At 64.3% G+C, this 26,255-nt stretch carries 23 protein-coding genes and 1 tRNA gene; 10 read left to right on the top strand and 14 right to left on the bottom strand.

Translation table 11 applies throughout. The features are described from left to right. Positions 1-113 precede the first annotated feature (113 nt). Positions 114-1,241 carry a M14-type cytosolic carboxypeptidase gene (locus E4487_RS21705; RefSeq protein WP_037057005.1) on the top strand — a complete coding sequence of 376 codons (1,128 nt, stop codon included), beginning with the start codon at positions 114-116 and terminating at the stop codon, positions 1,239-1,241. Positions 1,242-1,373: 132 nt separating this feature from the next. Here the strand turns inward: E4487_RS21705 and E4487_RS21700 are convergent, their stop codons facing one another. Further along, complete coding sequence (locus E4487_RS21700; RefSeq protein WP_037056988.1) at positions 1,374-2,633, bottom strand: OprD family porin; 1,260 nt, start codon at positions 2,631-2,633, stop codon at positions 1,374-1,376. 481 nt (positions 2,634-3,114) lie between these two features. Here E4487_RS21700 and E4487_RS21695 point away from each other — a divergent pair, with 481 nt between their 5' ends. Continuing rightward, a complete protein-coding gene (locus tag E4487_RS21695; RefSeq protein ID WP_175254367.1) occupies positions 3,115-3,468 on the top strand; it encodes a 5-carboxymethyl-2-hydroxymuconate Delta-isomerase in 354 nt (117 codons plus the stop codon). An 18-nt stretch (positions 3,469-3,486) separates the two neighbouring features. On the opposite strand, the gene soxR is transcribed toward E4487_RS21695, so the two are convergent. Next, positions 3,487-3,945, bottom strand: coding sequence for a redox-sensitive transcriptional activator SoxR (soxR, locus tag E4487_RS21690; RefSeq protein ID WP_037056995.1), 459 nt, complete (start codon positions 3,943-3,945; stop codon positions 3,487-3,489). Positions 3,946-3,987: 42 nt separating this feature from the next. On the opposite strand from soxR, the gene E4487_RS21685 reads away from it, so the two are divergent. After that, complete coding sequence (locus E4487_RS21685; RefSeq protein ID WP_230622741.1) at positions 3,988-4,602, top strand: NADPH-dependent FMN reductase; 615 nt, start codon at positions 3,988-3,990, stop codon at positions 4,600-4,602. A gap of 90 nt (positions 4,603-4,692) precedes the next feature. On the opposite strand, the gene gcvT is transcribed toward E4487_RS21685, so the two are convergent. From gcvT to gcvH, 4 genes are all read right to left on the bottom strand, one after another. Then, entirely contained in the window at positions 4,693-5,817 is a 1,125-nt protein-coding gene (gene gcvT / locus E4487_RS21680; protein ID WP_037056998.1) for a glycine cleavage system aminomethyltransferase GcvT, read from the bottom strand. 69 nt (positions 5,818-5,886) lie between these two features. Next, positions 5,887-7,140 carry a serine hydroxymethyltransferase gene (glyA, locus tag E4487_RS21675; RefSeq protein WP_175254366.1) on the bottom strand — a complete coding sequence of 418 codons (1,254 nt, stop codon included), beginning with the start codon at positions 7,138-7,140 and terminating at the stop codon, positions 5,887-5,889. 125 nt (positions 7,141-7,265) lie between these two features. Beyond that, entirely contained in the window at positions 7,266-10,118 is a 2,853-nt protein-coding gene (gene gcvP, locus E4487_RS21670) for an aminomethyl-transferring glycine dehydrogenase (protein WP_152488184.1), read from the bottom strand. A 9-nt stretch (positions 10,119-10,127) separates the two neighbouring features. Then, entirely contained in the window at positions 10,128-10,511 is a 384-nt protein-coding gene (gcvH, locus tag E4487_RS21665) for a glycine cleavage system protein GcvH (RefSeq protein ID WP_037055368.1), read from the bottom strand. A 343-nt stretch (positions 10,512-10,854) separates the two neighbouring features. On the opposite strand from gcvH, the gene sodC reads away from it, so the two are divergent. After that, the gene (gene sodC, locus E4487_RS21660; protein WP_150608623.1) at positions 10,855-11,394 is read left to right on the top strand and encodes a superoxide dismutase family protein; all 540 of its coding nucleotides are present in this window, start codon (positions 10,855-10,857) and stop codon (positions 11,392-11,394) included. Positions 11,395-11,547: 153 nt separating this feature from the next. On the opposite strand, the gene E4487_RS21655 is transcribed toward sodC, so the two are convergent. Continuing rightward, complete coding sequence (locus tag E4487_RS21655; RefSeq protein ID WP_037055373.1) at positions 11,548-13,068, bottom strand: sigma-54-dependent transcriptional regulator; 1,521 nt, start codon at positions 13,066-13,068, stop codon at positions 11,548-11,550. A gap of 73 nt (positions 13,069-13,141) precedes the next feature. On the opposite strand from E4487_RS21655, the gene E4487_RS21650 reads away from it, so the two are divergent. The 6 genes from E4487_RS21650 (at position 13,142) to E4487_RS21625 (ending at position 18,960) form a co-directional block, all read left to right on the top strand. Further along, entirely contained in the window at positions 13,142-13,339 is a 198-nt protein-coding gene (locus tag E4487_RS21650; RefSeq protein WP_175254365.1) for a hypothetical protein, read from the top strand. Between the two features lie 201 nt (positions 13,340-13,540). Then, on the top strand, positions 13,541-13,780 hold the full coding sequence (locus E4487_RS21645) for a hypothetical protein (protein ID WP_037055380.1): 240 nt from the start codon (positions 13,541-13,543) through the stop codon (positions 13,778-13,780). A gap of 3 nt (positions 13,781-13,783) precedes the next feature. Next, positions 13,784-15,319 (top strand): sodium:solute symporter family protein, encoded by a 1,536-nt coding sequence (locus E4487_RS21640; protein ID WP_175254364.1) that lies wholly within the window; start codon positions 13,784-13,786, stop codon positions 15,317-15,319. A 59-nt stretch (positions 15,320-15,378) separates the two neighbouring features. Continuing rightward, a complete protein-coding gene (locus tag E4487_RS21635) occupies positions 15,379-16,215 on the top strand; it encodes a FadR/GntR family transcriptional regulator (protein ID WP_051800641.1) in 837 nt (278 codons plus the stop codon). 34 nt (positions 16,216-16,249) lie between these two features. Beyond that, the gene (locus E4487_RS21630; protein WP_037055389.1) at positions 16,250-17,521 is read left to right on the top strand and encodes a Zn-dependent hydrolase; all 1,272 of its coding nucleotides are present in this window, start codon (positions 16,250-16,252) and stop codon (positions 17,519-17,521) included. A 17-nt stretch (positions 17,522-17,538) separates the two neighbouring features. Further along, positions 17,539-18,960, top strand: a complete 1,422-nt coding sequence (locus E4487_RS21625; RefSeq protein ID WP_037055391.1) for an amidase — start codon at positions 17,539-17,541, stop codon at positions 18,958-18,960. A gap of 16 nt (positions 18,961-18,976) precedes the next feature. On the opposite strand, the gene E4487_RS21620 is transcribed toward E4487_RS21625, so the two are convergent. The 7 genes from E4487_RS21620 to E4487_RS21590 all read right to left on the bottom strand — a co-directional run bounded on the left by E4487_RS21620 (position 18,977) and on the right by E4487_RS21590 (position 26,253). Further along, entirely contained in the window at positions 18,977-19,672 is a 696-nt protein-coding gene (locus E4487_RS21620; RefSeq protein WP_175254363.1) for an endonuclease, read from the bottom strand. Between the two features lie 112 nt (positions 19,673-19,784). Next, a complete protein-coding gene (locus E4487_RS21615; protein ID WP_175254362.1) occupies positions 19,785-21,242 on the bottom strand; it encodes a sodium:solute symporter family protein in 1,458 nt (485 codons plus the stop codon). 409 nt (positions 21,243-21,651) lie between these two features. Beyond that, entirely contained in the window at positions 21,652-22,785 is a 1,134-nt protein-coding gene (locus E4487_RS21610; protein WP_037055395.1) for a mechanosensitive ion channel family protein, read from the bottom strand. Between the two features lie 143 nt (positions 22,786-22,928). After that, positions 22,929-23,156: a hypothetical protein gene (locus tag E4487_RS21605; protein WP_175254361.1), complete on the bottom strand. Its 228-nt coding sequence runs from the start codon at positions 23,154-23,156 to the stop codon at positions 22,929-22,931. A 964-nt stretch (positions 23,157-24,120) separates the two neighbouring features. Beyond that, positions 24,121-24,194: transfer RNA gene (locus E4487_RS21600), tRNA-Gly, on the bottom strand. An 85-nt stretch (positions 24,195-24,279) separates the two neighbouring features. Then, positions 24,280-25,167: an alpha/beta fold hydrolase gene (locus E4487_RS21595; protein WP_037055400.1), complete on the bottom strand. Its 888-nt coding sequence runs from the start codon at positions 25,165-25,167 to the stop codon at positions 24,280-24,282. Between the two features lie 393 nt (positions 25,168-25,560). After that, on the bottom strand, positions 25,561-26,253 hold the full coding sequence (locus tag E4487_RS21590; RefSeq protein ID WP_175254360.1) for a pseudouridine synthase: 693 nt from the start codon (positions 26,251-26,253) through the stop codon (positions 25,561-25,563). Between the last annotated feature and the right edge of the window lie 2 nt (positions 26,254-26,255).

The following is a 26,255-nucleotide window of genomic DNA, read 5'->3' as shown; positions in this document are numbered from 1 at the left end:
CGTTAGGCCCGAGTCGTTCACCATAGTTCGCTTCGCACCGTTCATGCACTGACGACTTCACACCTGAGCGACTAGCTGCAATCCTGATGGCCGGTTTCGTCGGCGAGGCAGTCATGAAGATCAGTGCGGATTTCGACAGTGGCAATATCCAGGTCATCGATTCCAGTGACCCGCAGCGAGTATTGCTGGCCATGCGGCCAGATCTCAACAGCCATCATTTTCAGTGGTTCCACTTTCAGGTCGACGGCCTGCAGGTCGGCCAGCGTCATGGCTTCTGCCTGACCAACGCCGGGCAGTCGGCCTACAACCAGGCCTGGGACGGCTACCAGGCCGTGGCCAGCTACGACCAGCAGCACTGGTTTCGCGTACCCACGCGCTTCGCCGACGGGCAGCTGCACTTCGAGCTGCAGGCCGAGGGCGAGCAGGCCTGGTTCGCCTACTTCGAACCCTATCCGCGGGCACGCCATGAGCGCCTGGTCGGTGCGGCGCTGGAGCGTGGTGCCGAGCTGGTGGCCTGCGGTCGCAGCCTGGAGGGGCGCGATATCCAGTTGCTACGTATCGGCGGCCAGGCTGCGGCGCCGCGCAAGTTGTGGATCATCGCCCAGCAGCATCCCGGCGAGCACATGGCCGAGTGGTTCATGGAGGGGCTGATCGAGCGCCTGCAGGCCCCCGAGGACGGCGAGATCGCCGCGCTGCTGGCCGAGGCCGAACTGTACCTGGTGCCGAACATGAATCCGGATGGCGCCTACCGGGGGCATCTGCGCACCAACTACGCCGGGCAGGACCTCAACCGCGCCTGGCAGTCGGCCAACTCCGAGCACAGCCCGGAAGTGTTGTTCGTGCTGCAGCACATGCAGCGCATTGGCGTCGACCTGTTCCTGGATATCCATGGCGACGAGGAAATTCCCCACGTGTTCACGGCCGGCTGTGAGGGCAACCCGAGTTACACGCCGCGCCTGGCCGCCCTGGAGGAAGATTTCCGCAGCCGTCTGGTCGGCATCGGCGCCGAGTTCCAGACCCGTTTCGGCTACCCGCGCAGCCAGCCCGGCCAGGCCAACCTGACCCTGGCCTGCAACGCCGTGGGCGAGGCGTTCGACTGCCTGTCGTTCACCATCGAGATGCCGTTCAAGGATCACGATGACAGCCCGCAGCCGCATACCGGCTGGAATGGTGACCGTTCGAAGAGGCTGGGGCGGGATGTGTTGACGGTGCTGGCGCAGATGGTCGAACGCTTGCGCTGAAGGAGAGCCGGCGAACGGCACGGGCGGCGCCGCTGCAGCGCCTGAAATGAATGAAAAAAAGCCCGTCACGAGGACGGGCGCAAAGTGCCGTAAACACACAGGAGTCGATAGGACGCAGTGAGGCGTCGGAAATTACAGGATCGACAGCGGGTAGTTGATGATCAGGCGGTTCTCGTGCAGGTCCTGGCCAACGTCGCGGCGGACGTTGGAGTTACGCCAGCGCACGTTCAGGTTCTTCAGCGTGCCTTCCTGGATGGTGTAGGCCAGCTCGGTCTCGCGGCTCCATTCCTCGGCATCGGTACGGCCGCCGGTGTGGATGTTGGAACCACTGGTGTAACGGTTCATCAGGGTCAGGCCGGGAATGCCGAGGCCGGCGAAGTTGTAGTCGTGACGCAGCTGCCAGGAGCGCTCCTGCGGGTTGTCGAAGGCCGACAGGTAGCCATCGTTGACCAGCGAGCCGCCGCTGGCGCCGTCGATGCGCAGGAACTTGGTGTCACCGCTCAGGCGCTGGTAGGTGACCTGGAAAGTGTTGTTGCCTTTCTTCGCCGACAGCGCGCCCTGGTAGACCTTGTTGTCCAGGTCGCCGGCCTTCGATGCGCCTTCGTCCTTGCCGTTGAAGTAGCCGAGGTTGGCGCCCAGCACCCAGTCACCCACCGGCTGGCTGTGGGTCAGTTGCAGGAAGCTCTGCTGATAGACGTCTTCCAGGCGCGCATGCCAGGCGCCGACCATGGTGCGGTTGTCATTGAAGCGGAACTCACCGCCGCCGAAGTTGAAGTCGTCGCCTTTCACTCCGCCGAAGGACATGTCTTCGCGGCTGGCGTCATGACGCTGGCTGTTCTTCCAGAACTGGCCGCCGTACAGGGTCAGGCCGTCGATCTCGCTGGAGGTCAGCTGGGCACCCTGGAAGGTCTGCGGCAGCGAGCGACCGTCGTCCGCGCGCAGGATCGGCAGTACGGCGAACCATTCGCCGACCTTCAGCTCGGTCTTGGAGATCTTGGCCTTGGCGGCCACGGCGGTGCGGCCGAACTGGTCAGCGGCTTCGCCATCGTCATGGATGGGCATCAGGTTGGTGTTGGCGGCGCCACGGTTGCCATCGAGCTTGAAGCTGTACAGGCCGAGCACATCGAGGCCGAAGCCGACGGTGCCTTCGGTGTAGCCGGAGCGGGCATCGAGGATGAAGCTCTGGGTCCAGCCTTCGGCCTGGCCCTGGCGTTCGCCCTGGATCCGCGGATCGGTGCCGTTCAGGTAGTTGCGGTTGAAGTAGTAGTTGCGCAGGTTCAGCGAGACCTTGGCGTCCTCGATGAAACCGGCGGCATGCGTCGTGGCAGGCAGGATCAGCGCCAGTGCGGTGCTGCCGAGCAGCGCCAGGGGAAGGGTGTTGCGTGCAGTCATTGTTGTTGTGCTCCCAGTTTTTGAACGAACCGTCCCCTGCTGGCTGGTGGCAGCCTGCATGTCGGGTTGGTGGTTGAAGTGCCCCGCAGGGCAGGCCGGCCTGAAGCGACCGGTCATTGCCGGTGGCTGGGGTCAGCCTCCGGCGAATCCGCTTCTGTGGCGTGTGGTGGCGATGGCTGCCGAGCAGGTGAGGCGCTGCTGTGCTGGGGAAGAGGCGAGAGTGGTCATGTCCTGGCCCTGATTCTTGTTGTTATTGTTTGTCATATGTCGTCATACAACTGATCGGATTATCGACAGCCTTTTTGTCGCTTGTCAACGCATGGCTAGACGAAAGTCTGAGGGGCGTTCTCCCCGTATCTTGCGGTTTGTCTGCGCTATTCAGGTACGGGCGGGCCTTTTCAGGGGGGGGCGGGCAATCTGCTGGTATCGATATCGTTGTGTGATAACGTATGACGACTTTCCCGATGTTGAGCGCTTGCCCATGCCCCACTGCCTGATCGAAGCGGCCCGCGAGGTGGCTGAGCTGATTGCGCCGCAGGCGCTGTTGCAACTGGTGCATGAGCAGGCGGCCGCCAGTGGCCTGTTCCGCCCGGACGAGATCAAGGTGCGCCTGAGCCTCCACGAGCATCATTGCGTCGGGGGCGAGCCGGGGCCTTTCGTGCACCTGATCTTCTACCTGCTGTCCGGGCGCAACGATGAGGACAAGCGGGCCCTGTCGCGCCGCATCGTGCGTGCGCTGGTGCAGCGCTTGCCCCAGGTTCCGGCGATTTCCCTGGACATGCGCGAGATGCAGCGCGAGCTGTTCAGCAACCGGCGCAACTGCCAGGACGACTAGTGCACTCGAGCGAGGCCGTCAGTCGACTTCCAGCAGGCGTGCGCCCGTGCCTTGCTGGCCCAGGGTGTCCTGGGGATTGCGCAGCGGGCAGTCCTGCATCGACAGGCAACCGCAGCCGATACAGCCGGTGAGCTGGTCGCGCAGTCGTGTCAGCTGCCTGATGCGCGCGTCGAGGTCGTTGCGCCATTGCGCCGACAGCCGCTGCCAGTCGGCGGCCGTGGGCAGGTGGTCGCTGGGCAGGCTGTCCAGTGCCGTGCCGATGTCGGCCAGTGGCACACCAAGGCGTTGCGCCACCTTGATGATCGCCACGCGGCGCAGCACATCGCGTCGGTAACGCCGCTGGTTGCCGGCGTTGCGCTGGCTCTGGATCAGTCCCTTGGACTCGTAGAAGTGCAGGGCAGATACCGTCACGCCGCTGCGTTCGGCGACCTCGCCGACGCTGAGCGGGCGTTCGTGGATGCAGCGTGGCGCTGTCATGAAAGAATCCTGTTGACCTCATGTTAAGTTGAGGTTTTACCCTTGCTGGCCTGGATAGACAACACCGAGGGTATTCCCATGCAGGACCGCATTCGTCTGGTACTGATCTACGGCAGTGTGCGTGAGGAGCGCTTCTGCGACCAGGTGGTGGCCTGGGCGCGCGAGCAGATCGAACAACGCAGCGAGTTCGAGCTGAGTCTGGTCGATCCGGCCGTGATGTTCCGCCAGCCCGATGAGGCGCCGGCCACCGCACAGCAGCGTCATCAGTCGCTGCAGCAGTTGTTGCGGGCAGACGCCTTTCTCATCGTCACGCCGGAGTACAACCACGGCTATCCGTCGGCGCTCAAGCAGTTCATCGATGAAGTGCCGGCGTCCTGGGATGCGCGGCCGGTGGGCTTTGTCAGTTATGGCGGGGTGTCGGGAGGGCTGCGTGCCGTGGAGCAGTTGCGCCAGGTGCTGGCGGAGTTGCACGCGATGACGGTACGCGGCTCGGTGAGCTTCACCAATGCCTGGGAACAGTTCGATGAGCGCGGCGCGCTGCGCGAACCCCGGCATGCCAATTCGGCGCTGGCACACACCCTGGTGCAGCTGAACTGGTGGGCGCAAACACTGCGCGCGGGGCGCGAACGGGTGCCCTATGAGCGGATCAGGGGGTAGGGCGGGGGAAACCCGCCACATGCACCTGGCGGGTTCTCCCTTTCTGCGACTGGCCCTCTGCCGGATACGGAAGAGGGCGCAGGACGCGGATCAGCCGCGGTAGTAACGCTGCGCCACGAACGGGGTCTTGGCGACTTTCATGGCCACGCGCTTGCCGCGCACCACGGCCCAGACGTCGCTGTCGATGGCGACATGGCTGGCGTCTACGTAGCCCATGGCCACCGGTGCGCCGAGGGTCGGGCCGAAGCCGCCGCTGCAGACCTGGCCAATCACCTTGCCGTCCGCATCGACGATTTCCGCGCCTTCACGCACCGGCACGCGCTCCTGCGGCAGCAGGCCCACGCGCTTGCGCGCCACGCCTTGCTGTTGCTGGGCGAACACGCGTTCGGCGCCCGGGAAGTTGCCGGCGCGCTCGCCACCTTCGCGGCGGACCTTGGACATGGCCCACAGCAGGCTGGCTTCGATCGGCGTGGTCGCGCTGCTCATGTCGTGGCCGTACAGGCACAGGCCGGCTTCCAGGCGCAGCGAGTCGCGTGCGCCCAGACCGATGGCCTCGACTTCCACTTCGGCCAGCAGGCTGCGCGCCAGGGCTTCGGCCTGTTCGACGGCAACGGAGATCTCGAAGCCGTCTTCGCCGGTGTAGCCGCTGCGGCTGACGATGCAGTCGCTGCCCAGCAGGCGTACGCGGGCGACCTGCATGAAGGTCATCTTGCTCACTTCCGGCGCCAGGCGGGCCAGCACGTCGACCGCTTTCGGGCCTTGCAGGGCGAGCAGGGCGCGCTCCTCGAACAGGCACTCGATCTGGCACTGGTCGCCGATGTGTTGCTGCAGGTGGGCCAGGTCCTGATCCTTGCAGGCCGCGTTGACCACCACGTACAGGGTGTCGTCACCCAGGTTGGCGACCATCAGGTCGTCGAGGATGCCGCCGTTGGCATCGGTGAACATGGCGTAGCGCTGCATGCCGGCCGGCAGGTCGATGATGTCGACCGGGACCAGGGTTTCCAGGGCGCGCGCGGCGTTCTCGCCACGCAGCAGGATCTGCCCCATGTGCGACACGTCGAACAGGCCGGCGGCGTCACGGGTGTGCAGGTGTTCCTTCATCACGCCCAGCGGATATTGCACGGGCATGTCGTAGCCGGCGAAGGGCACCATGCGCGCGCCGAGTTCGATATGCAGGGCGTGCAGCGGAGTCTTGGCGAGAGTTTCAGTGGTCATGTCGAGTTCCTGTTGGGTGCGCCGAGCGCACCGGTAGGGGCCGCAGCGCGGCCCGTTGTTCGTCGGTTATCAGTCAGCGTAGACCGGGAAGGTGGCGCACAGCTCGGCCACCTGGCCACGGACGCGCTCGATCACGGCCGGGTTTTCCAGGTCATCGAGGATGTCGCAGATCCAGCCGGCCAGGGTGCAGCATTCGCCTTCCTTGAAGCCACGGCTGGTCACCGCCGGGGTACCGATGCGGATGCCGGAGGTGACGAAAGGCGACTGCGGGTCGTTCGGCACGGCGTTCTTGTTCACGGTGATGTGGGCAGCGCCCAGCGCCGCGTCGGCCGCCTTGCCGGTCAGGCCCTGCTTGACCAGGCTGATCAGCATCAGGTGGTTGTCGGTACCGCCGGAAACCACGTCATAGCCACGCTCGACGAACACCGCCGCCATGGCGCGGGCGTTGTCGATCACCTGCTGCTGGTAGGCCTTGAAGCCAGGCTCCAGCGCTTCCTTGAAGCACACCGCCTTGGCCGCGATGACGTGCATCAGCGGGCCACCCTGGGCGCCGGGGAACACGGCGGAGTTGAGCTTCTTCTCGATCTCTTCGTTGGCCTTGGCCAGGATCAGACCGCCACGCGGGCCGCGCAGGGTCTTGTGCGTGGTGGTGGTGACCACGTCGGCGAAGGGCACCGGGTTCGGGTACAGGCCGGCGGCGACCAGGCCGGCGACGTGGGCCATGTCGACGAACAGCAGCGCACCGACCTGGTCGGCGATGGCGCGGAAACGGGCGAAGTCCAGCACGCGCGAATAAGCCGAGAAGCCGGCGACGATCATCTTCGGCTTGTGCTCCAGCGCCAGGCGCTCGACCTCGTCGTAGTCGATCAGGCCGTTCTCGTCGATGCCGTACTGCACCGCGTTGTACAGCTTGCCCGAGGACGACACCTTGGCGCCGTGGGTCAGGTGGCCGCCGTGGGCCAGGCTCATGCCGAGGATGGTGTCACCGGCATTGAGCAGCGCCAGGTAGACGGCGCTGTTGGCCGAGGAACCGGAATGCGGCTGGACGTTGGCGTAGTCGGCACCGAACAGCTGCCTGGCGCGCTCGATGGCCAGCGCCTCGACCTTGTCCACATGCTCGCAGCCACCGTAGTAGCGCTTGCCCGGATAGCCCTCGGCGTACTTGTTGGTCAGGCCGCTGCCTTGCGCCTGCATGACGCGCTGGCTGCAGTAGTTCTCCGAGGCGATCAGCTCGATGTGGTCTTCCTGGCGCTGTTCTTCGGCCTGGATCGCCGCGAGCAGGGCATCGTCATAACCCTGCAGTTGGTCGTGCTTGCTGAACATGGTGAGGCCCTCTTTATCGTTTTTCTCGGGATGCATCCGGCCCGCCCCGGTGAGGGGAGCCGAAAAATAGGGGAGGCTAGCCACTGAACCGTCCCCTCTCCCGCAAGCGGGAGAGGGGAGGTTCATTACGCGTCCTGGTACGCCTCGATGGACGGGCAGGCGCAGACCAGGTTGCGGTCGCCGTAGACGTTGTCCACGCGGCCGACCGGCGGCCAGTACTTGGCCTCGATCAGGCTCGCCAGCGGGTACACGGCCTGCTCGCGGCTGTAGGCGTGGTGCCAGTCGCCGACCAGCTCCAGAGCCGTGTGCGGGGCGTTCTTCAGCGGGTTGTCGTCCTTGTCCAGACGGCCTTGTTCGACCGCGCGGATTTCCTCGCGGATGGCGATCATGGCGTCACAGAAGCGATCCAGCTCTTCCTTGGATTCGCTCTCGGTCGGCTCGATCATCAGGGTGCCGGCTACCGGGAAGGACATGGTCGGGGCATGGAAGCCGAAGTCGATCAGGCGCTTGGCCACGTCGTCGACGGTGATGCCGCTGGTGTCCTTGAGCGGACGGATGTCGAGGATGCACTCGTGCGCCACCAGGCCGCCTTCACCGGAGTACAGTACCGGGTAGTGCTCCTCCAGGCGACGGGCGATGTAGTTGGCGTTGAGGATCGCCATCTGCGAGGCACGCTTGAGGCCATTGCCGCCCATCATGGTGATGTACATCCAGGTGATCGGCAGGATGCTGGCGCTGCCGAACGGCGCGGCGCTGACCGCACCTTCCTTGCGGGCCATGTTGGCGTGGCCGGGCAGGAAGGGGGCGAGGTGCGACTTGACGCCGATCGGGCCGACGCCCGGACCGCCGCCGCCGTGCGGGATGCAGAAGGTCTTGTGCAGGTTCAGGTGCGAGACGTCGCCGCCGAACTGGCCCGGGGCGCAGAGGCCGACCATGGCGTTCATGTTGGCGCCGTCGATGTACACCTGGCCGCCGTTGTCATGAATGATCTGGCAGATCTCGCGGATACCTTCCTCGAACACACCGTGGGTGGACGGGTAGGTGATCATGATCGCGGCGAGACGATCCTTGTGCTCCTCGGCCTTGGCCTTGAGGTCGGCGATGTCGACGTTGCCGCGTGCGTCACAGGCCGTCACCACCACGCGCATGCCGGCCATGGAGGCGGTTGCCGGGTTGGTGCCGTGGGCCGACTGCGGGATCAGGCAGATGTCGCGCTGATCGTCGCCACGGCTCAGGTGATAGGCACGGATGGCCAGCAAGCCGGCGTACTCACCCTGGGAGCCCGCGTTGGGTTGCAGCGACACGGCATCGTAGCCGGTGGCAGCGCAGAGCATGGCTTCCAGTTCGCTGGTCAGCTGGCTGTAACCGGCTGCCTGCTCGACCGGGGCGAAGGGGTGCAGGTTGCCGAACTCCGGCCAGGTCACCGGGATCATCTCGCTGGCGGCGTTGAGCTTCATGGTGCAGGAGCCCAGCGGGATCATGCTGCGGTCCAGCGCCAGGTCCTTGTCGGCCAGTTTGCGCAGGTAGCGCATCAGCTCGGTTTCGCTGTGGTAGCGGTTGAACACCTCGTGGGCGAGGATCGCCGACTGGCGCAGCAGGCCTTCCGGCAGGCGGCTGGCGATCTGTGCGGCCAGGTCGCTGACGGCAGGGGCGGCCTGCTCACCGGCGAACAGCGCCAGCAGCGCCTCGACGGCGGCCTGGTCGGTGGTTTCGTCCAGCGACAGACCCAGGCGCTCGGCGTCGATCTCGCGCAGGTTGATGCCGGCAGCACGGGCCTTGGCATGCAGCTCGGCGGTCTTGGCGCCGGTCTTGATGCTCAGGGTGTCGAAGAAGTGCTGCTGCTCGACGCTGTGGCCCAGCTTGGTCAGGCCCAGGGCGAGGATGGCGGTGAAGCTGTGAACGCGCTGGGCGATCTCGGTCAGGCCTTTCGGACCGTGGTACACGGCGTACATGCTGGCGATGTTGGCCAGCAGCACCTGGGCAGTACAGATGTTGCTGGTGGCCTTCTCGCGGCGGATGTGCTGCTCGCGGGTCTGCATGGCCAGGCGCAGGGCCGGCTTGCCGAAGCGATCGACCGACATGCCGACCAGGCGGCCCGGCATGTCGCGCTTGAATGCATCGCGGGTGGCGAAGTAGGCGGCGTGCGGGCCACCGAAGCCCAGCGGGACACCGAAGCGCTGGGCGCTGCCCAGGGCGACGTCGGCACCGAACTCGCCCGGCGGGGTGAGCAGGGTCAGGGCCAGCAGGTCGGCGGCCACGGCCACCAGGGCGCCGGCGGCATGGAAGCGCTCGACCAGGGCACGGTAGTCGAAGATGTCACCGTTGCTGGCCGGGTACTGCAGCAGCGCGCCGAAGTAGGCGCTGGCATCGCTGATGGCGGCTTCGTCGCCGACTTCCACTTCGATACCCAGCGGCTCGGCACGGGTGCGCAGCACGTCGAGGGTCTGCGGGTGGCAGTGCTGGGAGGCGAAGAAGGTGTTGCTGGCCTTGTTCTTCGACAGACGCTTGCAGAAGGTCATGGCCTCGGCGGCTGCAGTGGCCTCATCCAGCAGGGACGCGTTGGCGATCTGCATGCCGGTGAGGTCGCTGATCAGGGTCTGGAAGTTCAGCAGCGCCTCCAGGCGGCCCTGGGAAATCTCCGGCTGGTACGGGGTGTAGGCGGTGTACCAGGCCGGGTTTTCCAGCAGGTTGCGCAGGATCGGGCTCGGCGTATGGGTGCCGTAGTAGCCCTGGCCGATGAAGTTCTTGAACTGCTGGTTGCGTGCGGCGATGGCCTTGATCTTGGCCAGGGCGTCGGCTTCCGACAGGCCCGGCTGTTCGCCGAGGATGCTGGTGCCCTTGATGCTCTCGGGGATCACGCTGTCGGTCAGCGCGTCGACCGAGTCATAGCCGAGCAGCTGCAGCATGGCAGCCGTATCGGCATCGCGCGGGCCGATGTGGCGGGCGATGAATTCGTTCTGGGTATCGAGCTTGGTCATGGCGGTCACTCAGGCGTCGGCGTTGGCATTCAACAGACGATCATAGCCGGCCTGGTCGAGGAGGTCGGCGAGAACGGCGTTGTCGGCCAGGCGCATACGGAAGAACCAGGCCTTGTCCAGGGGCGATTCGTTGACCAACTCGGGGCTGCCTTCCAGGTCGCCGTTGAGTTCGACGATCTCGCCGTCCAGCGGCATGACGATGTTGCTGGCAGCCTTGACCGACTCCAGTACCGCCACTTCCTCGCCCTGGGCGTAGGACTTGGCTTCCGGCAGTTGCACATAGACCACATCGCCGAGCGCATCCTGGGCGTAATGGGTGATGCCGACGGTTACCAGACCATCGTTGTCCAGACGCAGCCATTCGTGATCGGCGGTGAAACGCAACTCGCTCATGTCAACTCCTCAAAGGGTAAAGGTGTCCGCTTCTAGGTGGCGGGCAGGTGGTGGAGTGTTAGCAATGCCAGTGCCAGTATTAAAAATATCAATAAAATCAAAGGCTTAAATTGTTTTCTGGTGCTTTGCGCAAAATGGTCCAGGCTGTTATGGAACGTTATCGATACGGATTGTCGCGTCGTAAATGGAAAAGTTTGCGTCGCGCCAGGCGCACTGCGGCTTCTACCTGTTCGTTGCGAATTCGTTACGGTGGAATGATTTCGATACGTTGCTTGTCCGGAACCGCTGATCCCCTCGGCAGGTCCCTATGCAGACCGTTAATCGACAAGGAGCTCGAACCCTCATGAAACCTCTGATTCCCCTGGCCTTCGCACTGCTCGGTGCCGCCTCCGTACAGGCCAGCGAGACCATCACCGTGACCATGCAACAGGCGACCGAGAAGGGGCCAGGTGCGGCGGTGGGTACCGTGACCATCAGCGAGTCCGCTCACGGCCTGGTCTTCACCCCGAACCTCAAGGGCCTGGAGCCGGGCATCCATGGTTTCCATGTACATGCCAAGGCCAGCTGCGACGCGGTGGAGGCGGACGGCAAGCTGACACCGGCTGGAGCCGCAGGCGGTCACTGGGATCCGAACGAGGCCGGGCGCCATGGCTTCCCCTGGGAAGATGACGCTCACCTCGGCGACCTGCCTGCTTTGTACGTCGGGGCGGATGGCAGTGCCAGCCAGCCGGTGCTGGCACCACGGCTCGAGCGTCTGGAGGCATTGCGCGATCATGCGCTGATGATCCATGCCGGCTCCGACAACCACGCGGACCACCCGCAGCCGCTGGGCGGTGGCGGTGCACGCGTTGCCTGTGGGGTGATCAAGGCACCGGCCAGCTGACCGCACTCGGGCGGTTTCAGGCTGGGTCAGCGGCGCCAGTCAGCGCGCGGCCAGGCAGCGCACCAGCCGTGCGCCGCATGATCCAGCAGAAGGCAGTGTTCGAGGCTGGCGGCTGGTTCGTCCAGCGGGGCGCTGCGTTTGCCGGGCGTGGCCTCAGTGCTTGCCGGGTATGCCGTACTTGCGCAGGCGCTTGGCGATGGCGGTGTGCGAGGTGCCCAGGCGTGCGGCCAGTTGCCGACTGGAGGGATGGCTGGCGTAGAGTTTCTCCAGCAGCGCGCGTTCGTAGTCGTCCATCGCCTGTTCCAGGCTGCCGACTTCCCCGTCGACCCTGGGCGCTACCTCGGTGCCGGCGATATCCAGGTCGTCCATCTCCACCCAATTGCTGTCGCAGATGGCCGCCGCGCGGAAGATCACGTTCTGCAACTGGCGCACGTTGCCCGGCCAGCGCCCGGCCAGCAGCGCGGCGAAGGTAGCCGGCGCCAGGCGGCAGGGCAGGCGCTGGATCTGCGCGCAGGCCTGGGCCATGAAGTGCTGGGCCAGCAGCAGGATGTCCTGGCCCCGCTCGCGCAGCGGCGGCACTTCCAGGTTGAGCACGTTGAGGCGATAGAACAGGTCTTCGCGGAAGCTGCCTTCGGTGACCATCTGCTCCAGGTCGCGGTGGGTGGCGCTGAGGATGCGCACGTCCACTTTCACTTCGCGATCGCCACCGACGCGGCGGAAACTGCCGTCACTGAGGAAGCGCAGCAGCTTGGCTTGCAGGTAGGGCGACATCTCGCCGATCTCATCGAGAAACACCGTGCCCTGGTTGGCCAGCTCCAGCAGCCCCGGCTTGCCGCCGCGCTGGGCGCCCGTGAAGGCGCCGGGGGCATAGCCGAACAGCTCGCTCTCGGCCAGATTCTCCGGCAGGGCGGCGCAGTTCAGTGCCAGGAAGGGCGCGCTGCGACGCACGCTGACGGTGTGGCAGGCGCGCGCCACCAGCTCCTTGCCGGTGCCGGTTTCGCCGTGGATCAGCAGTGGCGCGTCGAGCGAAGCGACACGCAGAGCGCGGGCCTTGAGCGCACGGATCGGCGCCGACTCACCGAGCAGCGAATCGAACCCTTCCGCGTGGTCGTGATGCAGGGCCGCCAGGCGTTCACCCATGCGGCTGGGAGCATAGAGGGTGAGCAGGCCACCAGTGAGACGGCCATCCTCGGTGATCGGTTGGGCATCGAGCAGCAGGGGCTGGCCGGCGAAGTGCACCTCGCGCAGCGGCTGGTGGAAGCCGGCGCCGAGCAGCGATTGCTGCAGCGCCTCGTCACTGAACAACGCGGCGATGCTCTGCCCCTCGGGGGCGCGCCCGCACAGGTCGACCAGTGCCGGGTTGGCCAGTAGCACGGTGGCGCGATCGTCCACTGCCAGCACCGGGTCGGGCATGGCGGCGAGCAGGGCGTCCAGCTGCAGGCGGCGGCGCTGTCCCGGAAGGATGTCCACCACTTCCACGCTGCGCACACCATGCACCTGCAACAGGGCGCCCTGCAGCTCCTGCAGCACCTCGGCGCTCAGCGTCGGCGCGTCGATGTAGACGTTCGGCGGTACCATTTCCACCGCATCGAGGTTCAGATTGCGCCCGCCAAGCAGCGCCAGGACTTCCTGGGTGATGCCGACGCGGTCGATGAAGCTGACGTGGATGCGCATTGATGAAGGTCGAAATGGGCGAACAGGCGGCGATTATGCCTGCTCCACCCGTGCTGAGGAAAAGGACAACAGAGTGATGACAGAAAAACCAGGCCGCGCTGATTACCACCGTGAGCATCAGGCCCGCGCCGAAGCCGAGGCTCGGCGCCTGCTGGCGCGCAAGGCCGAACTGCAGGGGCGCTGGCTGTCCTGGGTGGCGCAGGAGCTGTACCAGCTCAGTCCCCCGGAGTTCGCCAGCATGGTGCGGCGCGAGTTGCAGCGTCAGAGCTAGCGCGGCAGAGGGGTGTGCCTGGGAGGGGGGGCTCGGTACTTTTATGGGCTGTCTGCCGGTTGGGGCTTGACAGTCGAAGCGCGTGGCGATAATTAATGTATTTATTCGTATAAATATAAAAAATTAAGCACTACTCCGTTTATCGGTTTTTGGTCCTGCCATACGGCTGCATCGCAGCTACAACAAGAAAGGTACCCAACCATGAAACGACGCTTCACTCCGCTCAAGCTGGCTCTGTACGCCGGCATCCTCCTTGGCTTCGTCATGCTCGAGAGTCCGTTGGTGATGTTGGCCAACGTGGCCGATCCGTTCATCCTCGGCATGCCCTTCCTGTTCTTCTGGAACCTGTTGTGGTGGTCGCTCATCACCTTGCTGTTCCTCGTCGGTTACTGGTGCAACTGGGGCAGTCGCTCCAGTTCTCCGCGCGCTGGGGAGGTCTGAGCCATGACAGCCAGCATTCTGATCATTGCCGCCTTCATGATCATTCCGATGATCGTTGGCCTGGTTTCGGCCAAGCAGTCGGTGGCGACCAGTGAAGACTTCTTCGTCCAGGGGCGTGGCATGGGCAGCGTTGCGGTGTTCTTCACCGTCGCCGCCACCTGGTGGAGCGCATTTGCCTTCCTCGGTTCGAACGCCACGTTCTACACCAACGGCCCGGTCTACCTGACGGCGCTGGCCTGGAACCTGCTGTTCGGCCTGATGTACTACTGGGTCGGCAAGCGTGTGTGGTTCCTCGGCAAGCGTTTCAACTACCTGACACCCTCCGACCTGCTCGGCGACTTCTACAACAGCGAAACGTTGCGCATCGTGGTGGCAGCTATCGCCCTGGTGTTCACCATTCCCTACCTGCAGATCCAGCTCACCGGCGGTGCCTACCTGATCGAGGTCGCCTCGGGTGGCGTGATCAAGTTCTGGCTGGCGGCGTTGCTGTTCTACTTCGTGATCATCGTCTACGTCTGGGTCGGCGGCATCCGCGCCATCGCCTGGACCGACGTGATCTACGGCGCCCTGCTGTTCTTCGGCATGATGTACGCCGGCTACTACATCTCCAGTCAGGTGGGTGGCCCTGGCGCCTTGTTCGCCCAGTTGCAGGCCAGCTCACCGGCGCACCTGACGCTGCCAGGGCCGAACGGCAGCATGGGTTATCCGATGTGGTTCTCGCTGTTTCTGATTACCGCGGTAGGCGCCTTCATGGGGCCGCAGATCTGGCTGCGCATGTACTCGGTGAAAAGCGGCCGGCTGTTCAATCTGATGCCGTTCCTGCTCGGTGTCGCGGCCTTCGCCTACGTCGGTTCGATACTGTCCGGCTACACCGGGGTGCTGCTCGAACCCGGTGTGGCCAACCCCGACCAGATCCTGCCGATCATGCTGATGAAGTACGCTCCTTTCGTACTGGCCTCGCTGATCCTCGCGGCAGGCGCCTCGGCGGCGATGTCCACCGCCAATTCGCAGATCCATGCGGTGTCGACCATCGTGACCATGGACATCTACCAGCGCTATATCGATCGCAACGCCTCACAGGCGCGCATCGTCAGCGTCGGCCGCTGGTCGCTGGTGCTGTTCTCGCTGATCGCCTATGTGATGGCGCTGACGGTGCCTGGCGTACTGGTGACCATCGGTATCGCGGCCCTGGCAGGTACGGCGCAACTGATCGTGCCCACTGTCGGTGCCATTACCTGGCGCCGGGCGCACCCCACGGCAGCCATCTGGGGCTTGCTGGCGGGGGTGGCCTGCGTGTTGCTGATGACCTTCGTGCCGGCGTTCCGTGCCCCGCTTGGCTATCACGCCGGTGTCTGGGGGCTGCTGTTGAACAGTGTGCTGTTCGTGGTGCTGAGCCTGTGTCTGCAGCGTCACGACCGGCAGGTGGTCGAGCGTTTCGCCGAGGCGCGCGATGACTACGATGCCGAGTACCATCCGGAGACCCTGGACGATGGTCGTGCGCCGCTCACCGACGCGACGCCAGCGACGTCCGCCAGGTAGAACCCCACCCTCTGGCGGCCATGGTGGCCGCCAGCCCAAGCATGGAAACGAACGAGAACATGGCTGCATCCAATCGCCCCAAACGCCAGAAACTGGCCGAGCTGATCGCCGAAGACGTCAAGCGCTGGATTGCCAGCGAGCGGTTGGGCGCTGGTGACCGGCTGCCGAACGAGAAGACCCTGATGGAGTTGTTCGGCTGCGCCAAGGGCACCATCCGCGAGATGCTCAAGATCCTCGAGGTCGAAGGCTTGGTCAGTCTGCGCACCGGACCGGGAGGCGGCGCGGTCATCAACCCGCCAACCACCGAGCCCGCCAGCCGTACGCTGCGCAACTTCCTGCACTTCCAGAAGCTCGACGGTGAGCAGGTCTATCAGTTGCGCAAGCTGCTCGAGGTGGAGCTGGCGATGTCCGTGGTGGGGCAGTTGGGTGAGGGTGACATTGCCTCGCTCGAGGCCAACCTGGCGGCCTGCCGGCAGTGCCATGAGGGCGAGGAAGAGCAGCGGCGCCAGCGTATTCTCGAACTCGAGTTCCATAACATCCTGGCTCGGGCCTGCCCCAATCCACTGCTGGCCTTCATGTGCCAGTTCCTTAACGACATGCTGCGTGACCTGGTGGTGTTCAAGAAGGCCTACAAGCCTGAGCGCAAGGCCTTCGACCAGGCCAACCAGGATTATCACCAGCGACTGATCGATGCCTATCGCGACGCGGATCGCGAGAAAGTGCGCGCCCTGATGAGCGAGCACATGTGCGACGCCGAACACCACATGAGCGCCCTGGAGGCGCAGATGGCGGCGCAGATGCTGGTCAGCGGCGAGGCGTCCAGTGCGCTGGCCGCCGACTCGCCGTTGCCGACCTACGAACAAGTCCTGTCACGGCGCCTGATGGAGCCCAGCTGAGCCCATCGGTGCCCGCTACACAGAGAGTACTGAAATGACCATCGCAATCGAGAGCTTCCAGCGTGCGGCTGTGCCGCGCGTCGATCAACACCGCCTGTGGCAATCGCTGATGGATCTGGCACGCCTGGGCGCCACGGCCAAGGGCGGCGTCAATCGCCAGGCCATGACGGAACTGGATCGTCAGGCACGTGACCTGTTCATCCAGTGGTGCCGGGCCGAAGGCTGCGAGATTCGTATCGATGCCATCGGCAACCTGTTCGCCCGGCGGCCGGGAAGCGACCCGCAGGCAGCGGCGGTGATGACCGGCAGCCACATCGACACCCAGCCCACTGGCGGCAAGTTCGATGGGTGCTACGGGGTCATGGCCGGGCTGGAGGTGCTGCGCAGTCTCAACCAGCACGGCATCCAGACGCGTGCGCCGATCGAGGTGGTGGTCTGGAGCAACGAGGAAGGCTGCCGTTTTGCGCCCTGCATGATGGGCTCGGGGGTTTTCACCGGGCAGTTGGAACTGGACGAGATGCTGGCCCGATGCGATGCCGACGGCGTCAGCGTTGCCGAGGCGCTGCAGGCAATAGGTTATGCCGGCAGCGACGCGGTCAGCCCGGACCAGGTCCAGGCCTATTTCGAGGCGCACATCGAGCAGGGGCCGATCCTCGAGGACCGCGATACGACCATCGGTGTGGTACTTGGCGCGCTCGGCCAGAAGTGGTTCGACCTGATCCTCACGGGTGTCGAGGCACATGCCGGGCCGACGCCCATGCACCTGCGCAAGGATGCACTGCTCGGTGCCGCCGAACTGGTACAGGCGGTCAACCGCATCGCCGAAACCCACCAGCCCGACGCACGCGGCACGGTCGGCTATCTGAACGTGCACCCCGGTTCGCGCAATGTCATTCCCGGCCGTGTGGAGATGAGTATCGACCTACGCCACCTGTGTCCCGAACGGCTCGAGGCGATGGTCGCCGACGTGCGCCTGGCGGTGGCCGAGGTCGCCCAACGCCGGGGCCTGGGGCAGCGGTTGACGCCTACGGCGGATTTCGCGCCGCAGCCCTTTGCCGAGCCCTGCATCGAAGCGGTGCGAGATGCCGCCCGTGAACTCGGCCTGTCGCATATGGATATCGTCAGCGGCGCCGGCCACGACGCCATTTTTGTCGGCCGTATCGCTCCGGCGGCGATGATCTTCGTGCCCTGCGAAGGGGGGATCAGTCACAACGAGATCGAGAACGCCAGTGCCGAGCACCTGGCGGCTGGTTGCGACGTGCTGCTGCGCGCCATGCTGCGTGCGGCTGGCGTCGTCGAGTCGTGATATCAGGAGGAAGACCGATGAATTCGCAAACCGATGCCGCCAACGAGTTGGCCGACCTCGGAGCCGTCGAGGCGCTGGCGCTGTTCCGGCGCCAGGCGCTGTCCCCGGTCGCACTGCTGGAGGACTGCCTGGCGCGTATTGAGCGCTTCAACCCGCAGGTGAATGCCTTCTGTCATGTCGATGCCGAAGGGGCGATGCAGGCTGCACGTGCCTCCGAGGCGCGCTGGCTGGCGGGGCAGCCCTGCGGTCCGCTCGATGGTATCCCCACCAGTATCAAGGACCTGACGCTGACCCGGGGCATGCCCTCGCGCATGGGGTCGGCCACCAGCTCGGCGACTGGCCCCTGGGACACCGACGCACCTGTTGTCGCGCACTTGCGCAATGCCGGTGCGGTGCTGATCGGAAAGACCACCTCGCCGGAGTTCGGCTGGAAGGGGGTGACCGACAACCCGTTGCACGGCATCACCCGCAACCCGTGGAACCTGGCCCTGACGCCGGGCGGGTCATCCGGCGGCGCGGGGGCGGCGGCTGCACTGAACCTCGGCCTGCTGCACCAGGGCAGCGATGCCGGTGGCTCGATCCGTATTCCGTGCAGCTTCACCGGCACCTTTGGCATCAAGCCGACGTTCGGCTGGGTGCCGCAGTGGCCGTCCAGCGCGATGAGCACGCTCTCGCATCTCGGGCCGATGACCCGCAACGCCGCCGACAGTGCGCTGATGCTGAGCGTCATGGCGCAGCCCGATTCGCGCGATGGCTACCTGGGCAATCCGCGCGGCGGTGACTGGCTGGCGCCGGCCCCCAGCAGTCTGAAAGGCTGGCGCGTGGCGGTCAGCCTCGATTTCGGATACGTCGAGGTCGCTCCTGACATTCGGGCCTGTGTCGAGCAAGCGGTGTTGCTGCTGCACGAACTAGGCGCTCAGGTGGAGCGGATCGATCCGGGATTCAGCGACCCGCAGGAGACCTTCACCACGCTCTGGTACGCCGGCGCGAGCCAGACTCTCGGACGACTCGATGCGCAACAGCGTGCACAGCTCGACCCGGGCTTCCGGCGTATCGCCGAGCAGGGCTGCGAGATCAGTCTGCAACGCTACCTGCAGGCTCGCCGCGAGCGGGCCGAGCTGACGGCGCAGATGGCGCAGCTGCATGAGCGCTACGATCTGCTGGTGACACCGATGATGCCCATCGCGCCGTTTCAGGCCGGGGTCGAGGTGCCGCTGGGAGGGCGATTCAGCGAGTGGACGCAGTGGACGCCTTTCAGCTATCCCTTCAACCTGACCCAGCAGCCGGCCGCTTCGCTGCCCTGTGGCCTGGACGGCGGTGGTCTGCCGGTTGGCCTGCAGTTGGTCGCTGGGCGCTTCCAGGATCACAAGGTCCTGCAGGCCGCGCGCCTGCTCGAGGCGCGCTTGCCACGCCTGCGCCTGAACAGCCCTCGGGGCTGAGCGCAGGCCGCGGGCTTCACGGGTTCTTGCGACAGGCACTCAGGTCGACGCTGCCGACGTGGTGGTTGCCCCAACCCATGACACACGCCACCCGCTGATTGCGCTGGCGCTCCCAGGGTTCTACCGGGTAGGCCTTGTTCCACGCCTGGTAGAGCTGTCGATCCTGCTTCGACAGGCGCAGCTTGTAGCGGTCGGCCATGTAGAAGTAGGTGCGTGCGATCATTCCGCGAATCGCCGGGCGTGGCATCACCTTGCGCGCCTTGAAGTCCACCACCGTCTGGCAGCGGCCATACTGGTGCGGTTTCTGCGGCAGCCAGGCGAAACTGTAGTTGCTGCGGTCGCCGTTCACCTCGCCGATGCTCGGCACCAGGTTGTGCAGGTCGGCCTCGGCCTTGCGGAACTGGGTATCGTTGGCGGCGCAGTTCTTGCGCCCACCTTTCTGCCAGCATTGGCGCTGATGGCCGATCACCCAGGCCGGGACGATGTGTTCCCACTCGATACGCCGAGCGCGATTGGCGTTCTTGCGCGGCGTGTAGCCGCAGGAATGCAGGTCCACGCGATTGCCACTGTATTTGCAGCCGCAATAGAACTCGGTCGACTGCTTGGCGTACAGCGGCCAGGCCAGGCGCTTGGCCTCGGCAAAGGTGGCAGGTGCGGCGTGGAGGGAGAGGCTGGCGAAACAGCAGAGCAGGGGGAGTAGGCGTCGAATCATGGGGCGGCAGATTAGCCGCCGACATGTCTCGTGTGAAGATTAAAAGCGATGTTTTTCAATGGCTTATGTAGTGGCAAAGGGCCCCTCCATGCAGCGAGGGGCCCTGCGTTCTTCAGGCGTTGCTCGAGGCTGCCGCTGTGATGCCTTGCACGCTCTCGCCGCGATCAGGGCTGAACTGCGGTATCAGCGAGCCCACCACCATCCCCAGCAGGCTGAGCAGCAGACCCGCCAGTTGCGGCGGCCAGAAGTCGGTTTCCTGATAGGTCAGTTCCAGGATGATCCAGCTCGCCAGGCCCAGGCCGATGGCAAACAACGCGCCCTGGGTCGTCGCACGCTTCCAGAACAGACCGGCGAACAGCGGCACCACCGCGGCCACCAGGGTCACCTTGTAGGCATTGCCGACCATCTCGTAGATGCTCGCCGTGGAGTGCAGGGCGAACACCGAGGTGGCGATGGTCATGGCCACCACGCTGATACGCATGGCCAGCAGGAACTGGCGGTCGCTCATCGCCGGCACGAAGTTCTTCAGGATGTTCTCGGTGAAGGTCACCGACGGCGCCAGCAGGGTACCCGAGGCGGTGGACATGATTGCCGACAGCAGGGCACCGAAGAACATCACCTGAGCGAACAGCGGCGTGCGCTCCATGATCAGGTGCGGCAGGATCATCTGCGCATCCTCGGCCAGCCAGCGCTGCACCATTGCCGGGTCGATCAGCGAAGCGGCGTAGGTGAGGAAGATCGGCAGCATGCAGAACGACAGGTAGAACACCGCGCCGGCCATGGAGGCGCGGGCGGCGATGTTCTCGGTCTTGGCCGACATGACGCGGGCGTACACGTCCTGCTGCGGGATCGAGCCGAGCATGAGCGTCACCGCTGCCGCGATGAAGGCAACGATATCCCGTGGCTCGAAGGCATGCATGAAGGCGAACTTGCCTTCGGCCGCTGCGTGGCTGATCACCACATCGGCGCCACCCGCCATGTCGCCGATCAGCCAGGTCAGGTAGACCAGCCCCAGAACGATGATGATCATCTGCATGAAGTCGGTCAGCGCCACCGACCACATGCCGCCGAACAGGGTGTAGAGCAGCACGATGCCGGTGCCGATCAGCATCCCCTGCGTGGTGCTGATGGACCCGTCGGAAAGTACGTTGAACACCACGCCCAGGGCGGTCAGCTGCGCTGCCACCCAACCCAGGTACGAGCCGATGATCACCAGGCTGGTGAAAATCTCCACGTGCGGGCCGTAGCGCTTGCGAAAGAAGTCGCCGATGGTCAGCAGGTTCATGCGGTACAGCGGGCGGGCGAAGATCAGGCCGACCAGCATCAGGCAACCGAAGGAGCCGAAGGGGTCCTCGACGATGCCGGCGAAACCGTCTTCGATGAAGGTGGCGGGTATGCCCAGCAGGGCTTCGGAACCGAACCAGGTGGCGAACACCATGGCCGCGACCAGGGGGAAGGACATGCTCCTGCCGCCAGCGGCAAAGTCCTTGGCGTTCTTGACACGGGTGGATGCATAGAAGCCGACACCGACGGTGAACAGCAGGTAGATCGCAACAAACCAGATCAGCATGGGGTGGATACCAGTGGCTCGCCCGTCGTCCGGCGTGGGCAGTGCCCGCTAGGCCGCCTGGACCGACAGAATTGTTGTTTTCATGGCGTGTCACGGCTGGCGAGCGAAACCGCCACGGCAGATGCCGCTGCGGGTTCGCGGCCACTTGCCGCAATGGGCGGGCAGTCTGCCAAAAACGTAAAATATGTCAAACAGATAAAAGCCTGCTGAGCAGAAAATCGACAAACGATGAGCCCCAAGGGTGGGGAGTACAGGCAATCAGGGGTGTGCGGCTGCGCTGCCGGGCAGGCGTTGTTGATATTTTACGAAGCGGCCCAGTCGCCGTCACCGAAGGCTCGGGCAGGCGTGGCGGCCCCCCTTGACTGGCGCGCCCACCCCGCGTCATCAGTTGGGCCGTTGTCCGCACCGCCTAGCTGAACCGGGGCAGCCGTTGATCGTCACGGGGCTCACCGTTGTCGACCTGCTGCGGCATGCCGGCGACCTTGATCACTGGCGTGCGTTCGCCCACCAGGCGCAGGTCGCGACGGGGCAGGGCGAAGCGCACGTCCAGGTCGCGCAAGGCATCGAGCAGTTGCAGGTTGATCTCCTGCTGGATGTCCATGTACTGGTTGTAGTCCGAGGTCAGGACGATGTAGACCACTTCGAAGGTCAGCTGGCTTTCGTCGAAACCGAGGAAATGCGCGCGGTCGAACCTGGCCTTGGGCGTGGCCCGGACGATATCGCCGACCGCCTCGGCCACCTGGCGGACCTTGTCGCTCGGCGTGTCGTAGTTGATACCGAACTTGAAGACGATGCGGCGTGTGTCCATGCGCTTGTAGTTGTGCACCACCTGGCGCAGCAGATCGGCGTTGGCACAGACCACCTGCTCACCGCTGAGGGAGCGGATGCGCGTGGTCTTCAGGCCGATGTGCTCGATGGTCCCGGCCACCTCGCCGAAGACCACGAAATCGCCGATCTCGAACGGCTTGTCGACGCCGATCGACAGCGAGGCGAACACATCGCTGAGGACCGTCTGCACCGCCAGTGCCACGGCGATACCGCCGACGCCCAGGCTGGCCACCAGCGCCGTGATATCCACCCCCAGGTTGGCCAGGATCGACAGCAGCATCACCGACCACACCACGATCAGGACCATGATGCTGATGATGGTGGTCATCACCGGGTTGTAGTGGCCGCCGTTCTTGCTCATCAGCAGACTGCGCGACCACAGGCGCACGCCGCTATCGACCCACAGCGCCACCTGCAGGGCCAGGGCGACGAACCAGGTATGACTCAGCGCGCTCTGCCAGCCGTCGGGCAGCTCCGGCAGGCGCAACGCCAGCAGCAAGGAAAACGCCAGGAGCAACGAGCGGCTGGTGCGGCCGATCACCGCCGCCAGGAAGTTCGGCCAACTGCCGTCCTGACCCTTCGACCAGGCCTTGAGTCGTTTGTGCAGCGTGCTGACCAGGGTACGCAACACGCTGTAGATCAGCGCGGTGGCAACCACGACGATCGCCACGTTGAGCCAGAACTCTTGGTCCAGCCAGATATTCCATTGCTCCATCGCCAGGGGCCTCCAGAAAAAGACACATAGTTTTCTGTAGGCCCTGGGGGGCAGAAGTTCCCATGAATGGGGAGGGCGGTCGCTTCTCAGCAGCCCTGGCGACATGGCAGATGGCAGGAACGCCTCGGACGTATTCCGCGAATCTATCGCTGCTCCGGTGATGAACTGGATTTCTGCAGGCTGTTGGTCAGTGGTTCAAGCGACCAGAAAAACAGCAGCATGATCATCGCTGCGAGATTGCTCCGCGCCGCAGAGTACTCACTGTGCCAGAGCTCGATGAGCACCTCGCATCCGCTGTAGATGGCGAGGGTCAGCAGGATCAGACGGCACAGGTGGATGCTGCGTCTGGTGAGGAACTGGCGATCGTTCATGAGGGAATTCCATTTCTTGGCATGCGGTAACGGCCGCCATCATATCGAAACAGCAGTGACGACTGGCAACGTCGAATATCCTCCAGGCCCCTGGTCGTCACCTGTACGTGAGGCTTCACACGCCTTGCGCGATCAGTGCGGAATCTTCCTTGCCCTTCGCCATTTTTGACACGGGGTGGCTAGACATGTCTGGCTGCTGTGGCTAGCGTCGCTTGCTGGGATGGGCTGAGGCCTGCCCCTTGAGCAGGCGTTGCCATTCGAATACTTCACCCGCATTTGGCTTGATGTGCTCGGGCATCCCAGCATCTAGCTGCTTGCTGGATGATCGCTATGTCGCGTTGGGGCAGGCTTCGATTAGTTTTGTTGTCGGCTGAGCTGCCTATAAACAGTTCTATCCCTTTTTCCTTGAACCTCGGACGTCAGACCGTATGAACGACTCCAAGATTTTGATGAGAACAGCCGTCTCAGTGGCCATTGGGTTGCTGGTCTCGTTTCTGACGTTGTGGTGGGTCACGAACCATCTGGATTTCATCTCACGTAATGCCTGTAGCGATGCCTTCACTCTGCCGGCGCTCGCCTGCCGTTTCGGTGGGCTTGGGGTCACGCTCTTGCTGGTACCTCTTTCAGGCGCCGTAGCGTTCATTGCTGCAAAGTGCCTTCTCCCAAAGTAGGTTAACGCTTGGCCGTACACAGGCCTGGGGCGGCCTAGCAATTCATTCTGGCCGACGCCACTGGGGCGTGTGTTAGGGCACATCGGTGTCTAGCTACTTCCTGCTGGCCACAGGGGGATGAAGGTAGGTTTTCGTCAGTGCGTCGAGGGGCATCCGGGAAAAAAGAAGGCGATTTGTCCTCTGGCTGACCTTAATGCCGGCATCTTTTCTAGCCTGAGTGCTTGAGCTCAGGCTGGCCAAACACAAAAAACGAAAAAGCCCCGTCAGTGATGACGGGGCTTTTCTTGACTGTCTGGAGCGGGTGATGGGAATCGAACCCACGGCTCTAGCTTGGGAAGCTAGGGTATTACCATTATACGACACCCGCAGCGGGTGCCTTTATACCGGAACTCGGCACAGAAATGAAGCGCGAAGCGTTGCGACAGATGCAGCCGCTCCGCGCTTGCGGGCCGTCATACCGCGACGGCCTGGAGGTCGCGCAGGTCGCCTTTGGCCGGCAGTTGCAGGCGTTTGCTGGGGGCGTTGAAGAAGTCCAGCAGTACGCGTTGGCACTGCAGCCAGGCAGCCTTGTGCTCCATGTCGAGGAAGTGCCCGGCATCGTCGATCACCGCGAACTGGGCGTTGTCGATGTGCTGGGCGAACAGGCAGGCATCTTCCACCGAGGTGTATTCGTCGCGGTCGCCGTTGACGAACAGCAGCGGGATGTCGATGGCCTGCAGGCACTCCATGCTGCAGTGCGCCTCCATGTTCAGCACCTGCTTGATGTGTGCGTACATCTGCCGGTACTCGTGTTCGTCCAGGGTGCTGACGTGCTTGTGGTTGAAGCGCTTGAACAGCGACGGCAGGTGCTTGCCGATGGTGCTGTTGACCAGCAGGGCGATGTTGTCGCGATCCACGGCATTGAGGAAGCGCAGGCCCTTCTGCAGGTAGTCGAGCATCGGCACGTTGAGGATCGGCGAGAAGGAGCAGATGGCGGCCTTCTCCAGTGTGGCAGGGCGCTGGGCCAGGGCGAGCATGGAGGCGACGCCGCCCCAGGAGAAGGACATCAGATACTGGGCGCGGTAGTGGTCGATCAGCTTGAGCAGGATAGCGGCCTCGTCCTCCTTGCTGATCGGCGTGAAGTCGCTGTTGTACGGCTTCGACTGCCCGGCGTAGGGCAGGTCGAAGGCCACCACGTTGAACTGGGGCTGCAGGTATTTGACGGTTTGCGTGAACGAGGCCGTGGTCGCCAGAGAGCCATTGACCAGAATGACGGTCTTGCTTGCTGCCGGATTGCCGTAGAACTCCGTATGAACCTTGTGCTTCCTGTTGATCTCGACGACTGCGGTTTCTGGCCTCATGTCGTTTCCTCCTGGCGCAAATGGGTCAAGGCGAGCGGGCGGCCGTTCGCATTTGATTGAGCAGTCAGAAAAGCGCCTGAGCGTGACAGCTTGATGTCAGGCGGGAGATTTTTATAAGTCTAGGAATTTCAATCAGTTAGGATCGAAACAGGCAAACGCTCCAAGCCTTTTCGAGGCTGGGAGAGAGCGGTGTTACCAGGCAGGAATCCAGTCGGCGCAGCGCGCCAATAACTGAAAAAAACACGGCTTGTCTCGTCGTGACCGGTTGGTCATCTAGAGACTTATGGTGCGATTCAAGCAGTTGCCTTGCAGCGATGCAAGGGCGAGTCACATCTTTATCGTCCGTTGTGGGCACCGTTGGTCGGGTAGTCAGGTTTCGCGGCTGCGTTGCGATCAGACGCTGGCGATTTCCGTGGCGGTGAGGGCGCGGTACTGGCCGGGGGCGAGCTGCGGATCGAGGACGATCTCGCCCATGCTTTCGCGGTGCAATGCGACGACGCGATTGCGAAAGTGACCGAACATGCGCTTGACCTGATGGTAGCGCCCCTCGAACAGGGTCAGGCGGGCGCGGTGGCTGTCCAGCAGTTCGAGCTGGGCGGGCAGGGTGGTGAGGTCTTCGAAGGCGAAGTACAGCCCACGGGCGAAGACCTCGGCGTATTCGTCGGTGATCGGCTGTTCGGTGGTGACGTGGTAGACCTTCGGCTTGCGCTGCTGCGGCTGGGTGATGCGGCGTGACCAGCGGCCATCGTTGGTGATCAGCAGCAGGCCGCTGGTGCCCAGGTCGAGGCGGCCGGCCAGGTGCAGGTCGTGCTTGTCCGGCTCGTCGAGCAGATCGAGCACGGTACGGTGTTCCTTGTGCTCGGTCGCGCTGACCACGCCGACTGGTTTGTGCAGCATCCAGTAGCGCGCGCTGCGGCCCGCCTGCAGCAGTTCGTCGTCCAGTTCCACGCGCTGGAAGTCACGGACTTCGCTACGCGGGTCGCGCACCACTGCGCCATCCACCCGCACTCGTCCGGCGCTGACCAGCAGGCGGCTGTCCTGGCGGCTGAAGCGCGGGAAGTTGCTGAGGAAACGGTCCAGGCGCATGG

This window comes from Pseudomonas sp. BMW13 (assembly GCF_013357275.1).
Lineage (GTDB): Bacteria > Pseudomonadota > Gammaproteobacteria > Pseudomonadales > Pseudomonadaceae > Aquipseudomonas > Aquipseudomonas khazarica.
The sequence above is the reverse complement of the archived record's forward strand: the minus strand, read 5'-3'. Positions and strand labels throughout refer to the sequence as shown.

Excerpts from the sequence above, each read along its gene's own strand:
- E4487_RS21705 (WP_037057005.1), top strand. The coding sequence starts at position 114 with ATGAAGATCAGTGCGGATTTCGACAGTGGCAATATCCAGGTCATCGAT.
- E4487_RS21700 (WP_037056988.1), bottom strand. The coding sequence starts at position 2,633 with ATGACTGCACGCAACACCCTTCCCCTGGCGCTGCTCGGCAGCACCGCA.
- E4487_RS21695 (WP_175254367.1), top strand. The coding sequence starts at position 3,115 with ATGCCCCACTGCCTGATCGAAGCGGCCCGCGAGGTGGCTGAGCTGATT.
- soxR (WP_037056995.1), bottom strand. The coding sequence starts at position 3,945 with ATGACAGCGCCACGCTGCATCCACGAACGCCCGCTCAGCGTCGGCGAG.
- gcvT (WP_037056998.1), bottom strand. The coding sequence starts at position 5,817 with ATGACCACTGAAACTCTCGCCAAGACTCCGCTGCACGCCCTGCATATC.
- glyA (WP_175254366.1), bottom strand. The coding sequence starts at position 7,140 with ATGTTCAGCAAGCACGACCAACTGCAGGGTTATGACGATGCCCTGCTC.
- gcvP (WP_152488184.1), bottom strand. The coding sequence starts at position 10,118 with ATGACCAAGCTCGATACCCAGAACGAATTCATCGCCCGCCACATCGGC.
- gcvH (WP_037055368.1), bottom strand. The coding sequence starts at position 10,511 with ATGAGCGAGTTGCGTTTCACCGCCGATCACGAATGGCTGCGTCTGGAC.
- sodC (WP_150608623.1), top strand. The coding sequence starts at position 10,855 with ATGAAACCTCTGATTCCCCTGGCCTTCGCACTGCTCGGTGCCGCCTCC.
- E4487_RS21655 (WP_037055373.1), bottom strand. The coding sequence starts at position 13,068 with ATGCGCATCCACGTCAGCTTCATCGACCGCGTCGGCATCACCCAGGAA.
- E4487_RS21645 (WP_037055380.1), top strand. The coding sequence starts at position 13,541 with ATGAAACGACGCTTCACTCCGCTCAAGCTGGCTCTGTACGCCGGCATC.
- E4487_RS21640 (WP_175254364.1), top strand. The coding sequence starts at position 13,784 with ATGACAGCCAGCATTCTGATCATTGCCGCCTTCATGATCATTCCGATG.
- E4487_RS21635 (WP_051800641.1), top strand. The coding sequence starts at position 15,379 with ATGGCTGCATCCAATCGCCCCAAACGCCAGAAACTGGCCGAGCTGATC.
- E4487_RS21630 (WP_037055389.1), top strand. The coding sequence starts at position 16,250 with ATGACCATCGCAATCGAGAGCTTCCAGCGTGCGGCTGTGCCGCGCGTC.
- E4487_RS21625 (WP_037055391.1), top strand. The coding sequence starts at position 17,539 with ATGAATTCGCAAACCGATGCCGCCAACGAGTTGGCCGACCTCGGAGCC.
- E4487_RS21620 (WP_175254363.1), bottom strand. The coding sequence starts at position 19,672 with ATGATTCGACGCCTACTCCCCCTGCTCTGCTGTTTCGCCAGCCTCTCC.
- E4487_RS21615 (WP_175254362.1), bottom strand. The coding sequence starts at position 21,242 with ATGCTGATCTGGTTTGTTGCGATCTACCTGCTGTTCACCGTCGGTGTC.
- E4487_RS21610 (WP_037055395.1), bottom strand. The coding sequence starts at position 22,785 with ATGGAGCAATGGAATATCTGGCTGGACCAAGAGTTCTGGCTCAACGTG.
- E4487_RS21605 (WP_175254361.1), bottom strand. The coding sequence starts at position 23,156 with ATGAACGATCGCCAGTTCCTCACCAGACGCAGCATCCACCTGTGCCGT.
- E4487_RS21595 (WP_037055400.1), bottom strand. The coding sequence starts at position 25,167 with ATGAGGCCAGAAACCGCAGTCGTCGAGATCAACAGGAAGCACAAGGTT.
- E4487_RS21590 (WP_175254360.1), bottom strand. The coding sequence starts at position 26,253 with ATGCGCCTGGACCGTTTCCTCAGCAACTTCCCGCGCTTCAGCCGCCAG.